This is a genomic window from Peribacillus sp. YIM B13482 (assembly GCF_042787975.1).
GTDB classification, from domain to species: Bacteria; Bacillota; Bacilli; order Bacillales; family DSM-1321; genus Peribacillus; species Peribacillus simplex_A.
This window is the reverse complement of the sequence record NZ_JBHZPF010000008.1, coordinates 98798-115590: the sequence shown is the minus strand read 5'-3', so window position 1 is coordinate 115590 and position 16793 is coordinate 98798. Positions and strand designations below refer to the sequence as shown.

Sequence of the window (16793 nt, the reverse complement as noted above, 5' to 3'; positions counted from 1 at the left end):
AAGGAAGCCATCCAGGGATGATGGAAGGTCATCAAGGAAGCCATTCAGGGATGACGGGAGGCCATCAAGGAAGCCATTCAGGGATGACGGGAGGCCATCAAGGAAGCCATTCAGGTCTGATGGAAGGCCATCAAGGAAGCCATCCAGGGATGATGGGAGGCCATCCAGGAGGCCAACCAGGAATGATGGGAGGCTTCCAAGGAGGTCAACCAGGAATGATGGGAGGTCATCCAGGAGGTCAACCAGGAATGATGGGAGGCCATCCAGGAGGTCAACCAGGAATGATGGGAGGCCATCCAGGAGGCCATTCAGGAATGATGGGAGGCTTCCAAGGAGGTCAACCAGGAATGATGGGAGGCCATCCAGGAGGCCAACCAGGAATGATGGGAGGCCATCCAGGAGGTCAACCAGGAATGATGGGAGGCCATCCAGGAGGCCAACCAGGAATGATGGGAGGCCATCCAGGAGGCCAACCAGGAATGATGGGAGGCCATCCAGGAGGTCAATCAGGAATGATGGGAGGCTTCCAAGGAGGCCAACCAGGAATGATGGGAGGCTTTCAAGGAGGTCAACCAGGAATGATGGGAGGCCATCCAGGAGGTCAACCAGGAATGATGGGAGGCCAACCAGGAGGCCAACCAGGAATGATGGGAGGCCAGCCGGGAAGCCAACCAGGGATGATGGGAGGTCAAGGTGGAGGTCAGCCAGGAAGTCAGCTAGAGATGATGATGCCGGGTCAATTTGGTGGTCAGCCGGGCATGATGCGGGGGCAGCCTGAAGCTATGTTGCCTGGACAAATGGGAGGACAGCCTGGCCAATTCGGTGGCGTTCGTGCTCCTGAAACATTTGGGATACCAACATATGTAGATGAAAGCGATGACTACTAATTATCAAGGAGACAGTGTTTTTAACACTCGTCTCCTCTCTTATATAAATCGTAAGCCAAAGAAAGTCCACCATCTTCAAAGCAGTGTCTATTTAATAACTTTTGAAAAGGGTCATCCAATAATCCTTAAAGGATTCAGCAGTTTTGAAAAATGGGATCGGCAAAGAGAATTGACTTCTTTATTAAAACAAAAGGGTTTCCATCAAACGTATTATATTCATCAGAATTTAATGCCCTTTCAATTCAAAGGGAAATGGTATGGCAGTATGGACTATTTTCCGCCGAGTAAGAAAAAATTCCGATTTTCCAATCATAAGGACCGTTTAGAGGGAATTCAGTTACTGGAAAGCTTCCATGATGTTTCTGAACATCTCTCCATTAACGCGCCTGTTTTTGATCAATCAAAAAAATGGAAAGAGCGTTTATCACTATTTAAAAATAACTTTTCTTATGTTCGCCAATATGTTTCCGAAGATATTATTAAAGAATGGATTAGATGGGGGGAGTGGGCATTAGAGGGTTTTGATAAAAACCAGTCTTTATGGAGTAAGGAAAAGAAAGTCATCATTCATGGTGATTGTGCCCACCATAATTTCTTGCGGAGAGAAGACGGCACTTTAACCTTAATCGATTTTGATCTAATGGCAAGTGCTCCAAGATGCATTGATTATTTACAGTATGCAAATCGAATTTCACCTCATTTGGAAGATGCGGCCACCAAGTTGTGGGAAGTGCCGCAATTGCAAAGCTATCAGTCTGACCTGGCCTTTTTATATGCTTTAACTTATCCTACGGATATTTTCCGTGAATGGAATCGTCTTAATAAAAGTTCTTCTCAGCTTCATTCGGTCTGGAAAATGACTGTGGAAGGTTTTTCGGAGCGGATTAAGATGAATGAAAAATTGGAGAAGAAGATTTCTTCCCTAAAGAGGAAATAAAACGCGCTTTTGGCCGTAACTTACAGAGTACATTCATCGTTAGACACCCATGCTAATTATGAGCGGAATATAGCTCATTCTATTGCAATGGGAGGGTTATTTTGCAGATAATAAAATGGACACTGCCACTTTATACGGTATTAGCCGCTGTCAGCTTGGTTGGATGTGCTAATAATGATACAGCGAAAAACGAAAATATAACGAATGAAACAGGGTACCATACAACTGAAAAAGATGTATTGGTACGAAACATCAATTATCGGAATATGGGGCAAGGCCTTTACGATAAAGATGATGCATACAGTACGCGGGATCGTAATTACCATGGCCATGAAAGTAAACCGCTTAGGGCCCGATCATCTTATTATAATTCTTATGAAGGCACGTTAGCCGACAAAGCTAATGGAATCGCCAATGGAGTGGACCCTGTTATCGATGCCAGAACAATCATCATGAAAGACGAAATGCTGGTTGCCTTGCTGCTTAATGACTACAGCCAAGCAAAAAATGTCAAAGAAAAAGTCAAGAATGAAATCGGACCGCTTTCAAATGGCCGGAACCTATACGTCACAACCGATCAAGGTGTCTATTATAGGTCGATGACACTTGATAACAATCTTCGTGATGGCGATACGAGGGAAATGGTCATTCTGGATGCCAATGACATGTTCGAGAATCTTAACATTCATCAAGATCACTTAAAATAATTACAGGGCTGACCCCGATTCCATGGTCAGCCCTTTTAGATTTTTTCTGGTTAAGAATCCTTATTTGGGTCAAACTACTTAAAAAGTAAACGCCTTAAGAGGTGAGAATATTGATTAATCAACTAAGGATCCAATTTTTCATGATACTTTTCATACTGCCATTTTGTTTAACCGTTTATGCCGAAGGACCTGTGCAGAAGGAAAATGAACCAATTGAAAGGAAAGTCATCCTTCAGCGTATGTATCTGGATGGCGAGTTAAGTGAGGAGAAATTGACAGAAACAATTTGGTCGATGGAAGACTTTTGGTCAAAATATCAAGGGTGGAAAGTAGTCGATCAAAATGAAGAACATATTGTCCTTAAGAAAATTGAAAATGACATATCTCCGCTTTTAAAAGCGAATGGTTACCTTGGGATGAGGGAAGATGGTACCTTATCCATTTTTATCGGAAGGCCTGAGCACGCCAAGATCATTCATACTTTTTACCAAATAGACGTTGGTAAACTTGAAGTATACAAGCAGGAGGAACTGCAAAAAGGGATACCGATCATGAATAAAGACCAATATAAACAGCTCATTAAAGAATATGAGCCATATTCGGTAAACTAGGATGGGATGACACCCATCCTCTTTGTTTTTCTCCAGCCGTAAACCCCAAATGCGATAAAACGGGATATCGTCCATTGGAAAAGTCTTTGCCGACTACTAAATAACTTTTAATGAACAACCCTTCTTTTTTATGATAAAATGAGAGGTACAGCAAAATCAGGGAGAGAATTAATTTGTATGATTATATAAAAGGCAAGGTCGATTATATTGGACCTGAATACATAGTTGTGGAAAATGGGGGAATCGGATATCAAGTGATGACGCCGAATCCTTTTATTTTTTCCGCCCAATACCAGAAAGAAATCCAAGTTTTTTTATATCATTATGTGCGCGAGGATATGGCTGCATTTTACGGATTTCAGACTCGGCAAGAAAAGGCATTATTCACAAAATTATTGAATGTTACCGGAATCGGACCGAAGGGTGCTCTAGCCATATTGGCATCAGGACAAGTTGATCAGGTGGTGCAGGCGATCGAAAGTGAAGATGAATCGTTTTTGGTGAAATTCCCGGGAGTCGGAAAGAAAACGGCACGGCAAATGATTCTGGATTTAAAAGGGAAACTTGAGAACATTATTCCGGATGCGTTTCCAAGCTTGTTTAACGAAGGCGTAACGGCTGCACTCAGTCCCAATGGTTATACGGAAGCGTTGGATGAGGCCATTCTTGCTTTGAAGGCTCTTGGTTATTCTGAAAAGGAAATCCAAAAGGTTGCTAAGAAGTTGCAGACGGAAGATATGACGACTGAGCAATACATTAAGAAAGCATTGCAAATGATGTTAAGATAAGGAGTGGCGCAATGGAGGAGAGAATATTCAATCAGGAAGCCGATCTGAACGAACTATCCTTTGAACAAAGCCTGCGGCCGCAAAACTTAAAGCAATATATTGGACAGGATAAAGTGAAAGCGAATTTGAGCGTATACATCGAAGCGGCAAGGATGAGGGAAGAAACGCTTGATCATGTACTTTTATATGGACCGCCCGGACTTGGGAAGACGACGCTAGCTGTCATCATCGCCAATGAAATGGGTGTCAATATCCGCACGACTTCCGGTCCCGCCATTGAGCGGCCGGGAGATCTGGCGGCCATTTTGAGTGCACTTGAGCCCGGTGATGTGTTATTCATTGATGAGATTCACCGTCTTCCTCGTGTTGTCGAAGAAGTGCTATACCCGGCTATGGAGGACTTCTGTCTGGATATTGTAGTCGGTAAGGGGCCGGAAGCCCGTTCGATCAGAATCGACCTGCCTCCGTTCACCCTCGTAGGGGCCACGACACGTGCAGGGTCACTATCTGCACCGCTCAGGGACCGTTTTGGCGTTTTAAGCCGTCTTGAATATTATACGGAAAACCATTTGGCTGATATCATCATCCGTACAGCAAGAATCATGGATACGGAAATGAATGATCAGGCAGCTGCAGAGCTTGCAAGAAGGTCAAGGGGCACCCCGAGAATTGCTAATCGGCTTTTACGGAGGGTCAGGGATTTCGCCCAGGTACGCGGTGATGGTACGATAACTGCCGAACTTGCCGATTATGCGCTTGAATTAATGCAGGTCGACCGTTTAGGACTCGATCATATTGACCATAAATTACTTAAAGGGATCATTGAAAAATTCCGTGGTGGGCCCGTGGGTCTGGAAACGATTGCCGCAACGATTGGCGAAGAGGCACATACGATCGAAGACGTCTATGAACCATATCTGTTACAAGTCGGTTTTCTTCAGCGGACTCCAAGAGGCCGGATGGCAACACAGCTGGTTTATGAGCATTTCGGAATGGAGATGCCTGAATGATGAATATACCAAAAATGGTAATGATACTGGGTGTGATTATATTCGTGATTGGTTTTGCGATGAAATATATCCATCTCGGCAGGCTGCCGGGAGATATTTTTCTGAAAAAGGGGAATACGACTTTTTACTTTCCTATCGTTACATCAATCATCGTCAGTGTGGTGTTGTCCGCCATTTTTTATTTGATCGGCCGTTTTAAATAATAATTACAGCTTGATAGACAGGTTAGGAAGTGGAACAGATGAAATTGGAAATGTTTGATTTTCATTTACCGGAGGAATTGATTGCACAAGTTCCTTTGGAGGATAGGGAAGCAAGTAGATTGATGGTGTTGGACAAAGAAACCGGTAAGCTCCAGCATGATGTATTCAGCCATATCACGGAATATATCAAACCGGGAGATTGCCTGGTGTTGAATGATACGAAGGTGCTGCCGGCCCGACTATACGGCAGTAAAGAAGAAACGGGTGCAAAGGTTGAAGTATTGCTGCTTAAGCAAGAGCATGATGATGTATGGGAAACGCTCGTGAAGCCAGCCAAACGGATTAAAGTAGGCTCGACAATCATTTTTGGCGATGGTAAACTAAGTGCCGTCTGTACAGGTGTACTTGAGCATGGCGGCCGAATCCTTGAGTTTAAATATGAAGGCATATTTTATGAAATACTAGAGAAGCTTGGCGAAATGCCTTTACCTCCATATATCAAGGAACAGCTCGACGATCAGGACCGTTATCAAACGGTATATGCGCGTGAACGGGGATCTGCAGCGGCACCTACGGCAGGCCTGCACTTTACCGAGGATTTGCTCGGGAAACTTAAAGGGATGGGTGTCCACATCGCTTTCATCACGCTACATGTTGGGCTTGGTACGTTCCGCCCTGTCAGTGTGGATGATATTGACAGCCACGAAATGCATTCAGAGTTTTATCAAATGACTGAAGGCACAGCCAGATTACTGAATGATGTGAAAGAAAAAGGCGGGAAAATCATCACGGTTGGCACTACGTCAACAAGGACATTAGAAACGATTGCGTCCCGTAATGATGGGGTTTTCAAGGAAGAGAATGGCTGGACGAGCATCTTCATTTATCCTGGTTATGAGTTCAAAGGGATCGATGCGATGATAACGAACTTCCATTTACCGAAATCTACTTTAATCATGCTTATTTCTGCACTTGCAGGCAGGGAGCATATCCTTCATGCCTATGAAACGGCCGTTGAAGAAAAATACAGGTTCTTTAGTTTTGGAGATGCAATGTTAATTAAGTAATAAAGAGTGAGAAGCTCTTGAAGGGAGTTATTGCGTTGACTGCAATACGATATGAGTTAATCAAAACATGTAAACAGACAGGGGCACGGCTAGGCCGGGTTCATACGCCGCATGGTTCTTTTGAAACGCCGGCATTCATGCCGGTTGGAACGATGGCTACTGTTAAAACGATGTCTCCAGAAGATTTGAAACAAATGGGGGCAGGCATCATCCTGAGCAATACGTACCACTTATGGCTCCGCCCGGGGCATGAAATCATCAAGGAAGCTGGCGGATTGCATAAGTTCATGAACTGGGATCGGGCGATTTTGACGGATTCAGGCGGCTTTCAAGTCTTCAGTTTGAGCGAATTCCGCAAAATTGAAGAAGAGGGCGTACATTTCAGGAACCATCTGAATGGTGATAAATTATTTTTATCCCCAGAAAAAGCGATGGAAATACAAAACGCGCTAGGCTCCGATATTATGATGGCATTCGATGAATGTCCGCCATTTCCGGCAACCGAAGAGTATATGAAGAAATCGGTTGAACGGACATCACGCTGGGCGGAACGCTGTTTGAATGCCCATGAGCGCCCAAATGACCAAGGGCTGTTCGGGATCGTTCAAGGCGGGGAGTTTGAAAACCTTCGTAAACAAAGTGCAAAAGACCTTGTCTCCCTTGATTTTCCGGGTTATGCTATTGGAGGACTATCCGTAGGGGAACCGAAGGATATCATGAACCGCGTTCTTGAGTTTACAAGTCCGCTGCTTCCAACTAACAAACCGCGTTACCTGATGGGGGTAGGTTCGCCGGACTCATTGATCGATGGTGCAATCCGCGGTGTCGATATGTTTGACTGTGTACTGCCGACGCGAATTGCGCGTAATGGTACGCTGATGACTAGCAATGGGCGGCTGGTTGTGAAAAATGCGAAATATGCACGCGATTTTGGTCCAATCGATGAAAATTGCGATTGCCATGTATGCAAGAATTATAGCCGGGCATATATCCGCCATTTGATTAAATGTGAAGAAACCTTCGGAATTCGTCTTACGACTTACCATAACCTTCATTTTCTGTTAAACTTAATGGAACAGGTCAGACAAGCTATTCGAGAAGATCGTCTTGGAGACTTTAGGGAAGAGTTTTTTGAGCAATATGGTTTCAACGAACCAAATGCGAGAAACTTCTAATTCCATAAATATTTTAATGAACGAAAGGAGTGAATTTACAAATGAATTTAACACAAATACTTCCGTTGATCTTAATGTTCGTATTGTTCTATTTCTTATTGATCCGTCCGCAGCAAAAACGCCAAAAGGCTACGCAAAGCATGCAAACTAGCTTGAAAAAAGGTGATAAAGTTGCTACTATCGGCGGCATGCACGGAACAATCGATTCGATCGATGAATTGAAAATCGTCATTAAATCACCAGACGGTACAAAACTGACTTTCGACCGTGCTTCAATCCGTGAAATTACGGAAAGCGCACCAAATAAAGAAGCAACATTATAAGACAAACGAAAACCGGGCCATGTGCCCGGTTTTTTTGCTGTGTTTTTTTAATTGGTGCGTGATTCGGAGCTCATGTTGACCCCAAGCACGCCACCCATCATGGCCGTAATGACAAAACAGCCGTAGTAGATCCATTGCTTGATGGTGAAGAGTGCATCGTGACCTAAATATTGAAAAAGGAACACGACCAACAGATAAAGCATTCCAGTACTTCCGCCTAAGAATAGTCCTTGCTTTTTCCCTTTGCCTCCTGATATGAATCCACCAATGAACAGCGATAAAAAGGACACGATCATGATCACGTATGTCAGGGATGATTCCGTCAGTGAAGTAAAACGAAGAAGGATGGAAACGATTAAACTTGCAATCATCGCTATGGCAAAGATGGAGCCTACGCCATAAATTACGGCGACACTCATTTTTTTAGTTTCGATGGGTATTCCTCCTTTTTAAAAGGCTGTTACGTTTTAGCCTGTTTATGTGTTAGTACAAGCATATTCCCGGTATGGAACCTTTAGACCAGGTTTACAGAAGCTTCCCATAAAATTAGAAAAGATTGTGGAGTAATTTTTCAGTTCCCAAGCCATCCTATGGAATGAAGGATGTGTTAAATGAAGTGGAAACCTATCTGGCTGTTATTTTTAGAACAACAGTGATCTATCTAGTCATCTGGTTCCTTTTTCGAATGATGGGTAAGCGGGAAGTAGGGGAACTTAGCGTTCTTGATTTAGTGGTATCCATCATGATAGGGGACATTGCCGTGCTATCCTTTGAAGATTTGGAAAAACCGTTTGTTCGACAGACTATCCCAATGTTTGTCCTCGCGGGCCTCCAAATGACATTGGCATTGATCTCATTGAAAAGTGTCAGGTTTCGCAATTTCATGGACGGTAAGCCGCAGATCATTATCAATCAGGGGAAAATAGATGAAAAGGCGATGCGTAAACAACGATATAATTTTGATGACTTATTGACCCAGCTTCGTGAACAAGGAATTAATGATTTAAATGTTGTTAAATTTGCCATCCTTGAAACTTCAGGGAAGCTCTCGGTGATTAAAAATACACAAGAAGAAAGGTCGGAAAGTGTAGAAACTCCCTACCCCCTTATAATCGACGGAGAGATTCAGGAGGCTAATCTCGATAAAATTGGCAAAAATCATTTTTGGCTCCGGTACCAGTTGAAAAAAATGGGAGAAACGAATATTAAAGAGATTTCGATTTGCGGATACATAGATGGCCAATTTTACATTGATAAGAATGAAACGAAGAAATGACCGAAGCCGTTAAATGCTTCGGTTCAATTTATTTCCAAGCAAACTTTGATAAAAAGCCGCCCACTACTGGAATCCTGATCAAATCCGCTTTTTTTATGCTGCCTGTCATGAGGAGGGAAAATGTGAACAGCAGGATCACGACCGTCACGGACAGCAAAAGCCGTCCGCCAAGAGGCAGTGAGGAGAGCGGTACTTTATAAAGATAATAACCGCCCCAGCCTGAAATTAAGGCAAGGCCCAAAGCTGACATATAGCTCCGGAAATGAAGCGTGAACGGGACGACCTTCAGCACGGTTGAAAAGTGCAGAAAAGTAACGAGCATCGAACCGACGGCTATCCCGATTGCGGCTCCCATGATCCCGAAACTTTCTTTCGACGCCAGCAGCCAAATCACACCGATTTTAAGGATGTTCCCAGCCAGACTGTTGAACATTGCGGCTTTTGCTAGATCCAGTGCTTGAAGCATGGACTGTAGCGGGTATTGGAAATAATAAAGGATAAAAAAAGGTGCCAGGAATTTAATGAAAACAGCAGCATGGGAAGAGCCATACATGACTTGTAAAATAGGTTCGGCAAAAATGAACAGAATGACGACAGCTAAACAGCCTGTGATAAAGGTGATTTTCAGGGACTGTTGAAGCCTGTGCTCAACGAGTAGAAAGTTTCCGGTCGTACGGGCTTCGCTCACTGCTGGGACAAGTGCCGTCGCCAATGATGACGTAACGAAAGAAGGAAGCATGAGTAAGGGCAGTGCGTACCCTGTCAATTCCCCGTATTGGCTGGTGGCTGCTGCCGCGGTGACACCGGCGATTTGCAAACTCTGGGCAACCACTATCGGTTCAAAAAACCACGAAACCGAACCAATCATCCTGCTTCCGGTGGTAGGAAGGGCAATCCCCATCAATTCGGTGAACGTTCCTTTTCCTGATTTGACATTCTTGATAAATCCTTTCCGGAACTTAAAATGTTTCTTTAATTTAAAGCTAGTCAATAAGTAGATGAGTGAAACAAGTTCTCCGATAATTGAAGCGAACATCGCCCCAGCTGCAGCGTATTCGATTCCATATGGCAAAAAGGCCTTCGTCAGGACGGCTATGAATGTGATTCGTGCCACCTGTTCGATGACTTGTGAGAAAGCGAAGGGCTTCATATTTTGCTTCCCTTGGAAATAACCGCGCAGTACGGATGAAATGGCGATGATCGGTACGATAGGAGCGATTGCCATGAGCGGCCATACCGTCCGATCGTCAGTGAATAGGTATTCTGAAAGAACCGGCGCGAAAAGCAGCATGGCAGGAGTGAAAATCATCGATAGAGTAAAGGTGCAGGCCAAAGAGACGACAAGGATTTTCTTGATTTTCCGTTCATCACCTTTGGCATTGGCCTCAGCAACGAATTTGGAAATGGCGATAGGCAGGCCTAACTGGGTAATGTTCACGACGAGAAATAGGGTCGGTAAAGCCATCATATATAAACCAACGCCTTCTTCGCCGATGAAGCGGGCGATGACAATGCGGTTAATGAACCCAAGAACCCTTGTAATCAGGCTTGCGATTAATAAAATCAGCGTCCCTTTTAAAAACTTGGACATTGAACTCCCTCCCTGCCTTCTCAAAAAAGCGGTTATGCTATACAATTATCTATATGCTTGTACTTGGACAAAGCATGACAAAAGTGTTTGCGTTCTTACAAATGATCCGATTTCCTTCTAAGAAAATGCGCATTCATATGAGAATCATTTTTACTGGAGGCAAAGTGATGACGAAAAAGAATCATCCCTATCAAAGGTATTATGTAAAGGTACGTCCATTTTTGAAAAGCAAGCGTGAGGAATTCCAAATGGTTGGATTGAATGCCGTAACAGAGGAAGATATATGGGGAACCTTAACCAAAAATAAATGGAAGCGTCCGCAGGAAAACATTCACATTCACGAACTCGTAGCCGACATCGTGACTTTTTCGAGCAACCAGTTCATGACCTTCCAAATGGTTGAAGCCTATAAATCACCAAACCTTTTTGAGCCGATTTCTGAAGATGAGCTGAAGGATCTTTTGAAGGAATAAAGCAAAGATATACTTAAATTGACAGCGGTTTGTATATGACTCATAATAGATATGGTTATGCCTTTTTTGGGAAAAATATGGGAAGCTAAGTCTTTTTTCTCAAGAAGCAAAAGGGATGCATTTATTATAAATAAAAAAATGTCAGTTTTATTAAAACTTCAGGAACAGGCGTATTATAGAAAGGGGCCTACTACATAATGGTAAAAAGAAGCAGGATCGTTGCGTTTTTTCTAATCGCACTTTTGATTTTCGCAGCGATGGGATCGACTTCAAAAGGAATCCTAAAGGATATCAAGCTGGGTCTTGACCTTCAGGGTGGTTTTGAAGTGTTATATCAAGTAAAACCGCTGGCTGGGGGAAAGATTACCCCGGATGTTCTGAAAGCTACAGTGAGCTCCCTTGAGAGGCGTGTCAATGTATTAGGTGTCAATGAACCTAGCATTCAAATTGAAGGGAAGGACAGGATCCGTGTTCAATTGGCCGGAGTTAAAGACCAAAATAAAGCTCGGGAAATCCTTTCGACCCAAGCCAAATTATCCTTCCGTGATTACAACGATAAGGAAATGATGACAGGTGCTGACCTGAAAGAAGGCGGCGCGAAACAAACGTTCCAAGATAATAAACCGGTTGTTGAAGTCACATTGAAAGATGTGGATAAGTTTAAAGAAATCACTCAAAAAATTTCCACGATGCAACGTCCGACAAATGTACTCGCAATCTGGTTGGATTTCGAGAAAGGAAAAGACTCCTTTAAAGATGCGGCTTCACAGGACAATATGATATCCGCTCCAGCTGTCAGTGAAGTTTTTAATACGAAGAAGGTATATATCACCGGTCAATTTACGGTGGAAGAAGCGAAAGAGCTTGCCGCCCTTCTGGATGCAGGTGCCCTGCCTGTTGATCTAAAGGAAAAGTACTCCACATCTGTAGGTGCCCAATTTGGTGCAGGTGCACTGCATGATACTGTTTTTGCGGGAATCATCGGAATTGCACTTGTTTTCATCTTCATGCTTATGTATTACCGCTTCCCTGGATTCATTGCAGTTGTTACTTTAAGCATATACCTTTTCTTGACGCTATTGGTGTTCGATTGGATGAATGCGGTCCTTACGCTGCCTGGTATTGCGGCATTGGTACTCGGGGTCGGGATGGCTGTCGATGCCAACATCATAACCTACGAGCGGATTAGAGATGAATTGAAACTTGGCCGTTCTGTAAAAGCAGCTTATAAAGAAGGTACGAAAAACTCACTTGCTACGATTACGGATGCGAACTTAACGACCTTGCTGGCTGCAGCTGTTCTATTCTATTATGGAACAAGCTCCGTTAAAGGGTTTGCGACCACATTGATCATTTCGATTTTAATGAGTTTCATTACAGCCGTTTATGGTACGCGTCTTTTCATGAGCCTTTGGGTGAATAGCGGGTTCCTTGACAAACGCACAACATGGTTTGGCGTGAAGAAGAAATACATTCACGATTTATCGGAGAAAATTAATTTAATGTCATTGCCAACACGCTTTGATAAAATCGATTTCGTCAAACATCGGAAAGTTTTTTATGGCATTTCAGTCGGTGTAACGATTATCGGGATCATTTTCCTACTCGTCTTCAGATTGAATCTAGGTATTGATTTCACGAGCGGTACCCGAATTGAGATTGCGTCCAAAGATGTTTTAACGAAACAGCAAGTCGAAACCGAAATGGTCAAGGTTGGTATTGACGAGAATGATGTCAAGGATGTCAGGCTCACTGGAAAAGAAAATAAAAATGCTGTCGTTCGGACAGTCGGTGTCCTTGATAAGCAGGAAATCGCAAAATTGAAGGACCATTTCAAGAAAGATTACGGGGCAGAACCGAATGTCAGCACCGTATCGCCGACAGTCGGAAAAGAACTCGCGAAAAATGCCATGAAAGCGTTAGCGATTGCATCACTCGGAATCGTTTTGTATGTATCGATACGATTTGAATGGCGAATGGCTGTACCTGCTGTCGTAGCGCTTATACATGACGCGTTCTTCATCATAACGATATTTAGTGTATTCCGGCTCGAAGTGGATATCACCTTCATTGCTGCGGTACTGACGATCGTCGGTTATTCGATCAATGATACGATCGTAACCTTTGACCGTATTCGTGAAAACTTACGCTTCAGTCGTAAAGTCAAAACCGTTGAAGAGCTTGAGAATATTGTAAATATCAGTATCAGGCAAACATTGACGAGATCCATTAACACCGTACTAACTGTTCTCATTACGGTTATCGCGTTGATGATCTTCGGCAGTGAAGCTATCCGAAACTTCTCAATTGCCCTGTTTATCGGTTTAATATGTGGCGTGTATTCGTCTCTATTAATCGCGTCCCAATTCTGGCTTGATTTAAAAATCAGGGAATTGAAGAAAAAAGGACCACTGAACACCGCAAAAGAAAAGAAACAAAGTCTTGAAGGACAAGTTTAATATGTGAGAGGAGGCTGGCATGATGCCAGCCTTCTTTTTGTGAGACTAGCTTTTTGAATAGGGAATTACAGCCATTTTTGAGTTTAAAATAAATTGAAACCGTTATTGTCGTTTTGTATAATAAGTAAGTTAAGGGGTGAATTCATGTTAAAACCAAAAACCCGGTGGAACTTGCGAACTGCCGATGAAAACAAAGTTGCTGTACTAGCTGAAGAGCTTCATATCACACCTTTGGTTGCAGCCCTGCTTGTGAATCGAGGCCTGGACACGATTGAAAGTGCCCGATCATTTTTATTTGTAAAAAATCAAACTTTTCATGATCCATTTTTATTGAAAGATATGGATAAAGCAGTCTATAGAATAAGAGAAGCCATTCAAAATGGAGAAAAAATACGGATTTTCGGTGATTATGACGCAGATGGCGTGACATCGACCACAGTGATGATGACGGCGCTAACGAGATTGGGGGCCGATGTGGATTTTTATATCCCGAATCGGTTTACAGAGGGCTATGGTCCGAATCCGATGGCGTTCCGCCTTGCAGCTGAGCAAGGGGTGAAGGTATTAATAACCGTCGATACCGGAATTTCTGCAGTCGATGAAGCGAAACTTGCCGGCGAGCTTGGCATGGATTATATTTTGACCGACCACCATGAGCCGGGACCGGAACTGCCTGAGGCATTGGCAATCATCCATCCTAAACTTGAGGACAGTTCCTACCCATTTGAAGATCTTGCCGGAGTAGGTGTCGCTTTTAAGCTGGCACACGCTTTGCTAGGGGAATTGCCTGAGGATTTACTTGAAATAGCGGCCATCGGCACCATTGCGGATTTAGTGCCTTTACAAGGGGAAAACCGCCTCATCGCTGCGAAAGGGATCGAGCAGTTACGATTGACTGGCCGTCCGGGGCTTGTTGCCCTAATGAAAGTGGCGAATGTTCAGCAGGAAGCATTGAATGAAGAATCAATCGGTTTTGCGATGGCACCGCGGATCAATGCTGTCGGACGACTTGGAGATGCCGACCCGGCTGTGGATTTATTGATGTCTGAAAACTTGGCAGAAGCGATGGAACTTGCCAATGAAATCAATGATATTAATAAAGAGCGTCAGGCGATGGTTGCGGCAATGGCGGAAGAAGCGATTCAAGAGGTTGAGGAAAACTTCCCGCCTGAGTCCAATGGTGTCCTTATCATCGGGAGAGAAGGCTGGAACGCAGGGGTAGTGGGTATTGTAGCCTCCAAACTGGTTGAACGCTTTTACCGCCCCACGATTGTATTAAGTTATGACCGGGAAAAGGGATATGCCAAAGGTTCAGCCCGGAGCATTGCCGGTTTCGATCTTTTTGAAAGTCTTTCCACCTGCCGTGAATTACTGCCTCATTTTGGTGGACATCCGATGGCTGCTGGAATGACATTGAAAATAGAAGATGTTCAGGAGCTTAGGGACCGCATGAACTTGATTGCGAAGGAACAGCTCAGCGAAGAGGACTTCACACCAATTACCAACTTGGATGGAGCAACCACTCTAGCGGAAGTTTCCGTTCAAACGATTCAGGAAATGAGCTTGCTGGCGCCATTTGGGGTTACGAATCCAAAGCCGAAGATTTTGATAGATTCCGTACAGCTTTCAAGTGTCCGCAAAATCGGTGCCAACCAAAATCACTTGAAAGTGCAGCTTGAAGATGGTGAAAGTCATAAACTTGATGGAGTGGGCTTCGGTCTAGGTCATTTTGTGGATGAAATAGCTCCGCACGCTGAAGTCTCGGTGATTGGAGAGCTTTCCATCAATGAGTGGAATAATATGAAAAAGCCCCAGATCTTTGTCCAGGATGTCTCTGTAAACCATTGGCAGTTATTCGATTACCGCGGTAAGGGTCAGGCAGAGAAGTGGCTTGCCGACATTCCGGCACAAAACCGGAAGATCGTCATTTTCTCGGAAGATATTTATAGTAGATATCCATTTTTACAAAACCATTCCGATCTCGTTCATATCAAGAATGGACAGGATGCAGATCAGCTCGACTGCTTCGAAGGCCATGTGGTATTTATGGACATGCCGCCGTTAAGGGAATATTTGAAACGGGTGATTGCCAATAAAAATCCATCGCGTATCTACGCTCACTTTTCCCATGAACAGGACCATTTCTTAAGTACGATGCCAACAAGGGACCATTTTAAATGGTTTTATGCCTTCCTCGCCAAAAAGGGCCCGCTCGATGTGAAAAGATATGGTGATGACCTTGCCAAGTACCGCGGGTGGTCAAGAGATACCGTGGATTTCATTTCTAAGGTGTTTTTTGAGCTTGATTTTGTTACAATAGAGAATGGGTTAATCATGCTCACAACCAATGCGAAAAAACGCGATCTCAGTGAATCTGAATCGTATATAAGAAAGAAAGAGCAATTTGAGCTTGAACAAGAGCTTGTTTATTCTTCCTATCAGCAATTATTCGATTGGTTCAATCATTATTTAGTTCATGAGGCAACAGACCTTGAGGAGGAAACAAAGCAATGGATTTAAAGCAATATGTAACAATTGTACAAGACTGGCCGAAACCGGGTATTGTCTTCAAAGATATTACAACATTAATGGATAACGGCGCAGCTTATAAATACGCAACAGACCAAATCGTCGAGTACGCTCGCGATAAAAATATCGATTTAGTGGTCGGACCAGAAGCACGCGGATTCATTATCGGATGTCCAGTCGCATACTCATTGGAAGTGGGCTTTGCACCAGTGAGAAAAGAAGGGAAACTTCCGCGTGAAACGATAAAAGTCGAATATGGTTTAGAATACGGCAAGGATGTTTTGACTATCCATAAAGATGCCATTAAACCGGGACAGCGTATCCTGATTACGGACGATTTACTTGCAACTGGCGGTACAATCGAAGCGACGATCAAATTGGTTGAACAGCTTGGCGGAATTGTTGCCGGGATTGCATTCCTTATTGAATTGACGGACTTGGATGGCAAAGATAAATTAGACGGCTATGATGTCTTGACATTAATGAGCTTTTAATAAAGAAGAGCACTCTGACCAGGGTGCTCTTTCTGTTTTACCCGGTTTAAATGGATTTTGTCGAATTTCCAGTGAAAAAATGCAGTATTCTTTATAAAATACACGTTTTACTCTTTACATCCTTGCCTTTTTTTTCGATAATAGTAATAATAAAGAGTTTTTCTGCTAATAAGTTTATTTGCACTTGCATCCGTTTTAAGCGGATTTATTTTTTTTCGCAAAAATTGTCACGTTTTGCAGAATAAAGGGAAGTGCTACCAATC

General features: G+C 43.5%; 16 protein-coding genes and 1 pseudogene. 15 read left to right on the top strand and 2 right to left on the bottom strand.

The window, feature by feature from the left end; all coding sequences use genetic code 11:
- The 10 genes and pseudogenes from ACFX4L_RS06890 to yajC form a co-directional block, all read left to right on the top strand.
- A pseudogene (locus tag ACFX4L_RS06890) lies at positions 1–887 on the top strand (hypothetical protein); the annotation flags it as partial.
- Positions 877–1824 carry a phosphotransferase gene (locus ACFX4L_RS06885; RefSeq protein ID WP_289319962.1) on the top strand — a complete coding sequence of 316 codons (948 nt, stop codon included), beginning with the start codon at positions 877–879 and terminating at the stop codon, positions 1822–1824. The pseudogene ACFX4L_RS06890 and the gene ACFX4L_RS06885, both read left to right, overlap by 11 nt.
- Before the next feature lie 101 nt (positions 1825–1925).
- Complete coding sequence (locus tag ACFX4L_RS06880; protein WP_377404394.1) at positions 1926–2531, top strand: YhcN/YlaJ family sporulation lipoprotein; 606 nt, start codon at positions 1926–1928, stop codon at positions 2529–2531.
- A gap of 110 nt (positions 2532–2641) precedes the next feature.
- Positions 2642–3142 (top strand): intercompartmental signaling factor BofC, encoded by a 501-nt coding sequence (locus ACFX4L_RS06875; RefSeq protein WP_061464232.1) that lies wholly within the window; start codon positions 2642–2644, stop codon positions 3140–3142.
- A gap of 173 nt (positions 3143–3315) precedes the next feature.
- Positions 3316–3930, top strand: a complete 615-nt coding sequence (ruvA, locus tag ACFX4L_RS06870; RefSeq protein WP_061464231.1) for a Holliday junction branch migration protein RuvA — start codon at positions 3316–3318, stop codon at positions 3928–3930.
- Between the two features lie 11 nt (positions 3931–3941).
- Entirely contained in the window at positions 3942–4940 is a 999-nt protein-coding gene (gene ruvB / locus ACFX4L_RS06865) for a Holliday junction branch migration DNA helicase RuvB (protein WP_089361645.1), read from the top strand.
- Positions 4937–5143: a DUF2905 domain-containing protein gene (locus ACFX4L_RS06860; protein WP_034308809.1), complete on the top strand. Its 207-nt coding sequence runs from the start codon at positions 4937–4939 to the stop codon at positions 5141–5143. Before ruvB ends, ACFX4L_RS06860 begins: the two co-directional genes overlap by 4 nt.
- A gap of 38 nt (positions 5144–5181) precedes the next feature.
- Positions 5182–6210, top strand: a complete 1029-nt coding sequence (gene queA / locus ACFX4L_RS06855) for a tRNA preQ1(34) S-adenosylmethionine ribosyltransferase-isomerase QueA (protein ID WP_377381117.1) — start codon at positions 5182–5184, stop codon at positions 6208–6210.
- Between the two features lie 35 nt (positions 6211–6245).
- The gene (tgt, locus tag ACFX4L_RS06850; protein WP_061464228.1) at positions 6246–7385 is read left to right on the top strand and encodes a tRNA guanosine(34) transglycosylase Tgt; all 1140 of its coding nucleotides are present in this window, start codon (positions 6246–6248) and stop codon (positions 7383–7385) included.
- A gap of 41 nt (positions 7386–7426) precedes the next feature.
- The gene (yajC, locus tag ACFX4L_RS06845) at positions 7427–7708 is read left to right on the top strand and encodes a preprotein translocase subunit YajC (protein WP_289319964.1); all 282 of its coding nucleotides are present in this window, start codon (positions 7427–7429) and stop codon (positions 7706–7708) included.
- A gap of 47 nt (positions 7709–7755) precedes the next feature.
- Here the strand turns inward: yajC and ACFX4L_RS06840 are convergent, their stop codons facing one another.
- Entirely contained in the window at positions 7756–8127 is a 372-nt protein-coding gene (locus tag ACFX4L_RS06840; RefSeq protein WP_185147791.1) for a TIGR04086 family membrane protein, read from the bottom strand.
- Positions 8128–8324: 197 nt separating this feature from the next.
- On the opposite strand from ACFX4L_RS06840, the gene ACFX4L_RS06835 reads away from it, so the two are divergent.
- Positions 8325–8984: a DUF421 domain-containing protein gene (locus ACFX4L_RS06835; RefSeq protein WP_411730394.1), complete on the top strand. Its 660-nt coding sequence runs from the start codon at positions 8325–8327 to the stop codon at positions 8982–8984.
- 28 nt (positions 8985–9012) lie between these two features.
- Here the strand turns inward: ACFX4L_RS06835 and spoVB are convergent, their stop codons facing one another.
- Positions 9013–10575 (bottom strand): stage V sporulation protein B, encoded by a 1563-nt coding sequence (gene spoVB, locus ACFX4L_RS06830; RefSeq protein WP_377381110.1) that lies wholly within the window; start codon positions 10573–10575, stop codon positions 9013–9015.
- A gap of 167 nt (positions 10576–10742) precedes the next feature.
- Here spoVB and ACFX4L_RS06825 point away from each other — a divergent pair, with 167 nt between their 5' ends.
- The 4 genes from ACFX4L_RS06825 (at position 10743) to ACFX4L_RS06810 (ending at position 16530) form a co-directional block, all read left to right on the top strand.
- The gene (locus ACFX4L_RS06825) at positions 10743–11048 is read left to right on the top strand and encodes a post-transcriptional regulator (protein WP_061464223.1); all 306 of its coding nucleotides are present in this window, start codon (positions 10743–10745) and stop codon (positions 11046–11048) included.
- 197 nt (positions 11049–11245) lie between these two features.
- Complete coding sequence (gene secDF, locus ACFX4L_RS06820; protein WP_377404391.1) at positions 11246–13507, top strand: protein translocase subunit SecDF; 2262 nt, start codon at positions 11246–11248, stop codon at positions 13505–13507.
- A 144-nt stretch (positions 13508–13651) separates the two neighbouring features.
- Positions 13652–16027, top strand: coding sequence for a single-stranded-DNA-specific exonuclease RecJ (gene recJ / locus ACFX4L_RS06815; protein WP_377404388.1), 2376 nt, complete (start codon positions 13652–13654; stop codon positions 16025–16027).
- A complete protein-coding gene (locus ACFX4L_RS06810; protein ID WP_061464220.1) occupies positions 16018–16530 on the top strand; it encodes an adenine phosphoribosyltransferase in 513 nt (170 codons plus the stop codon). Before recJ ends, ACFX4L_RS06810 begins: the two co-directional genes overlap by 10 nt.
- Positions 16531–16793: the final 263 nt, after the last annotated feature.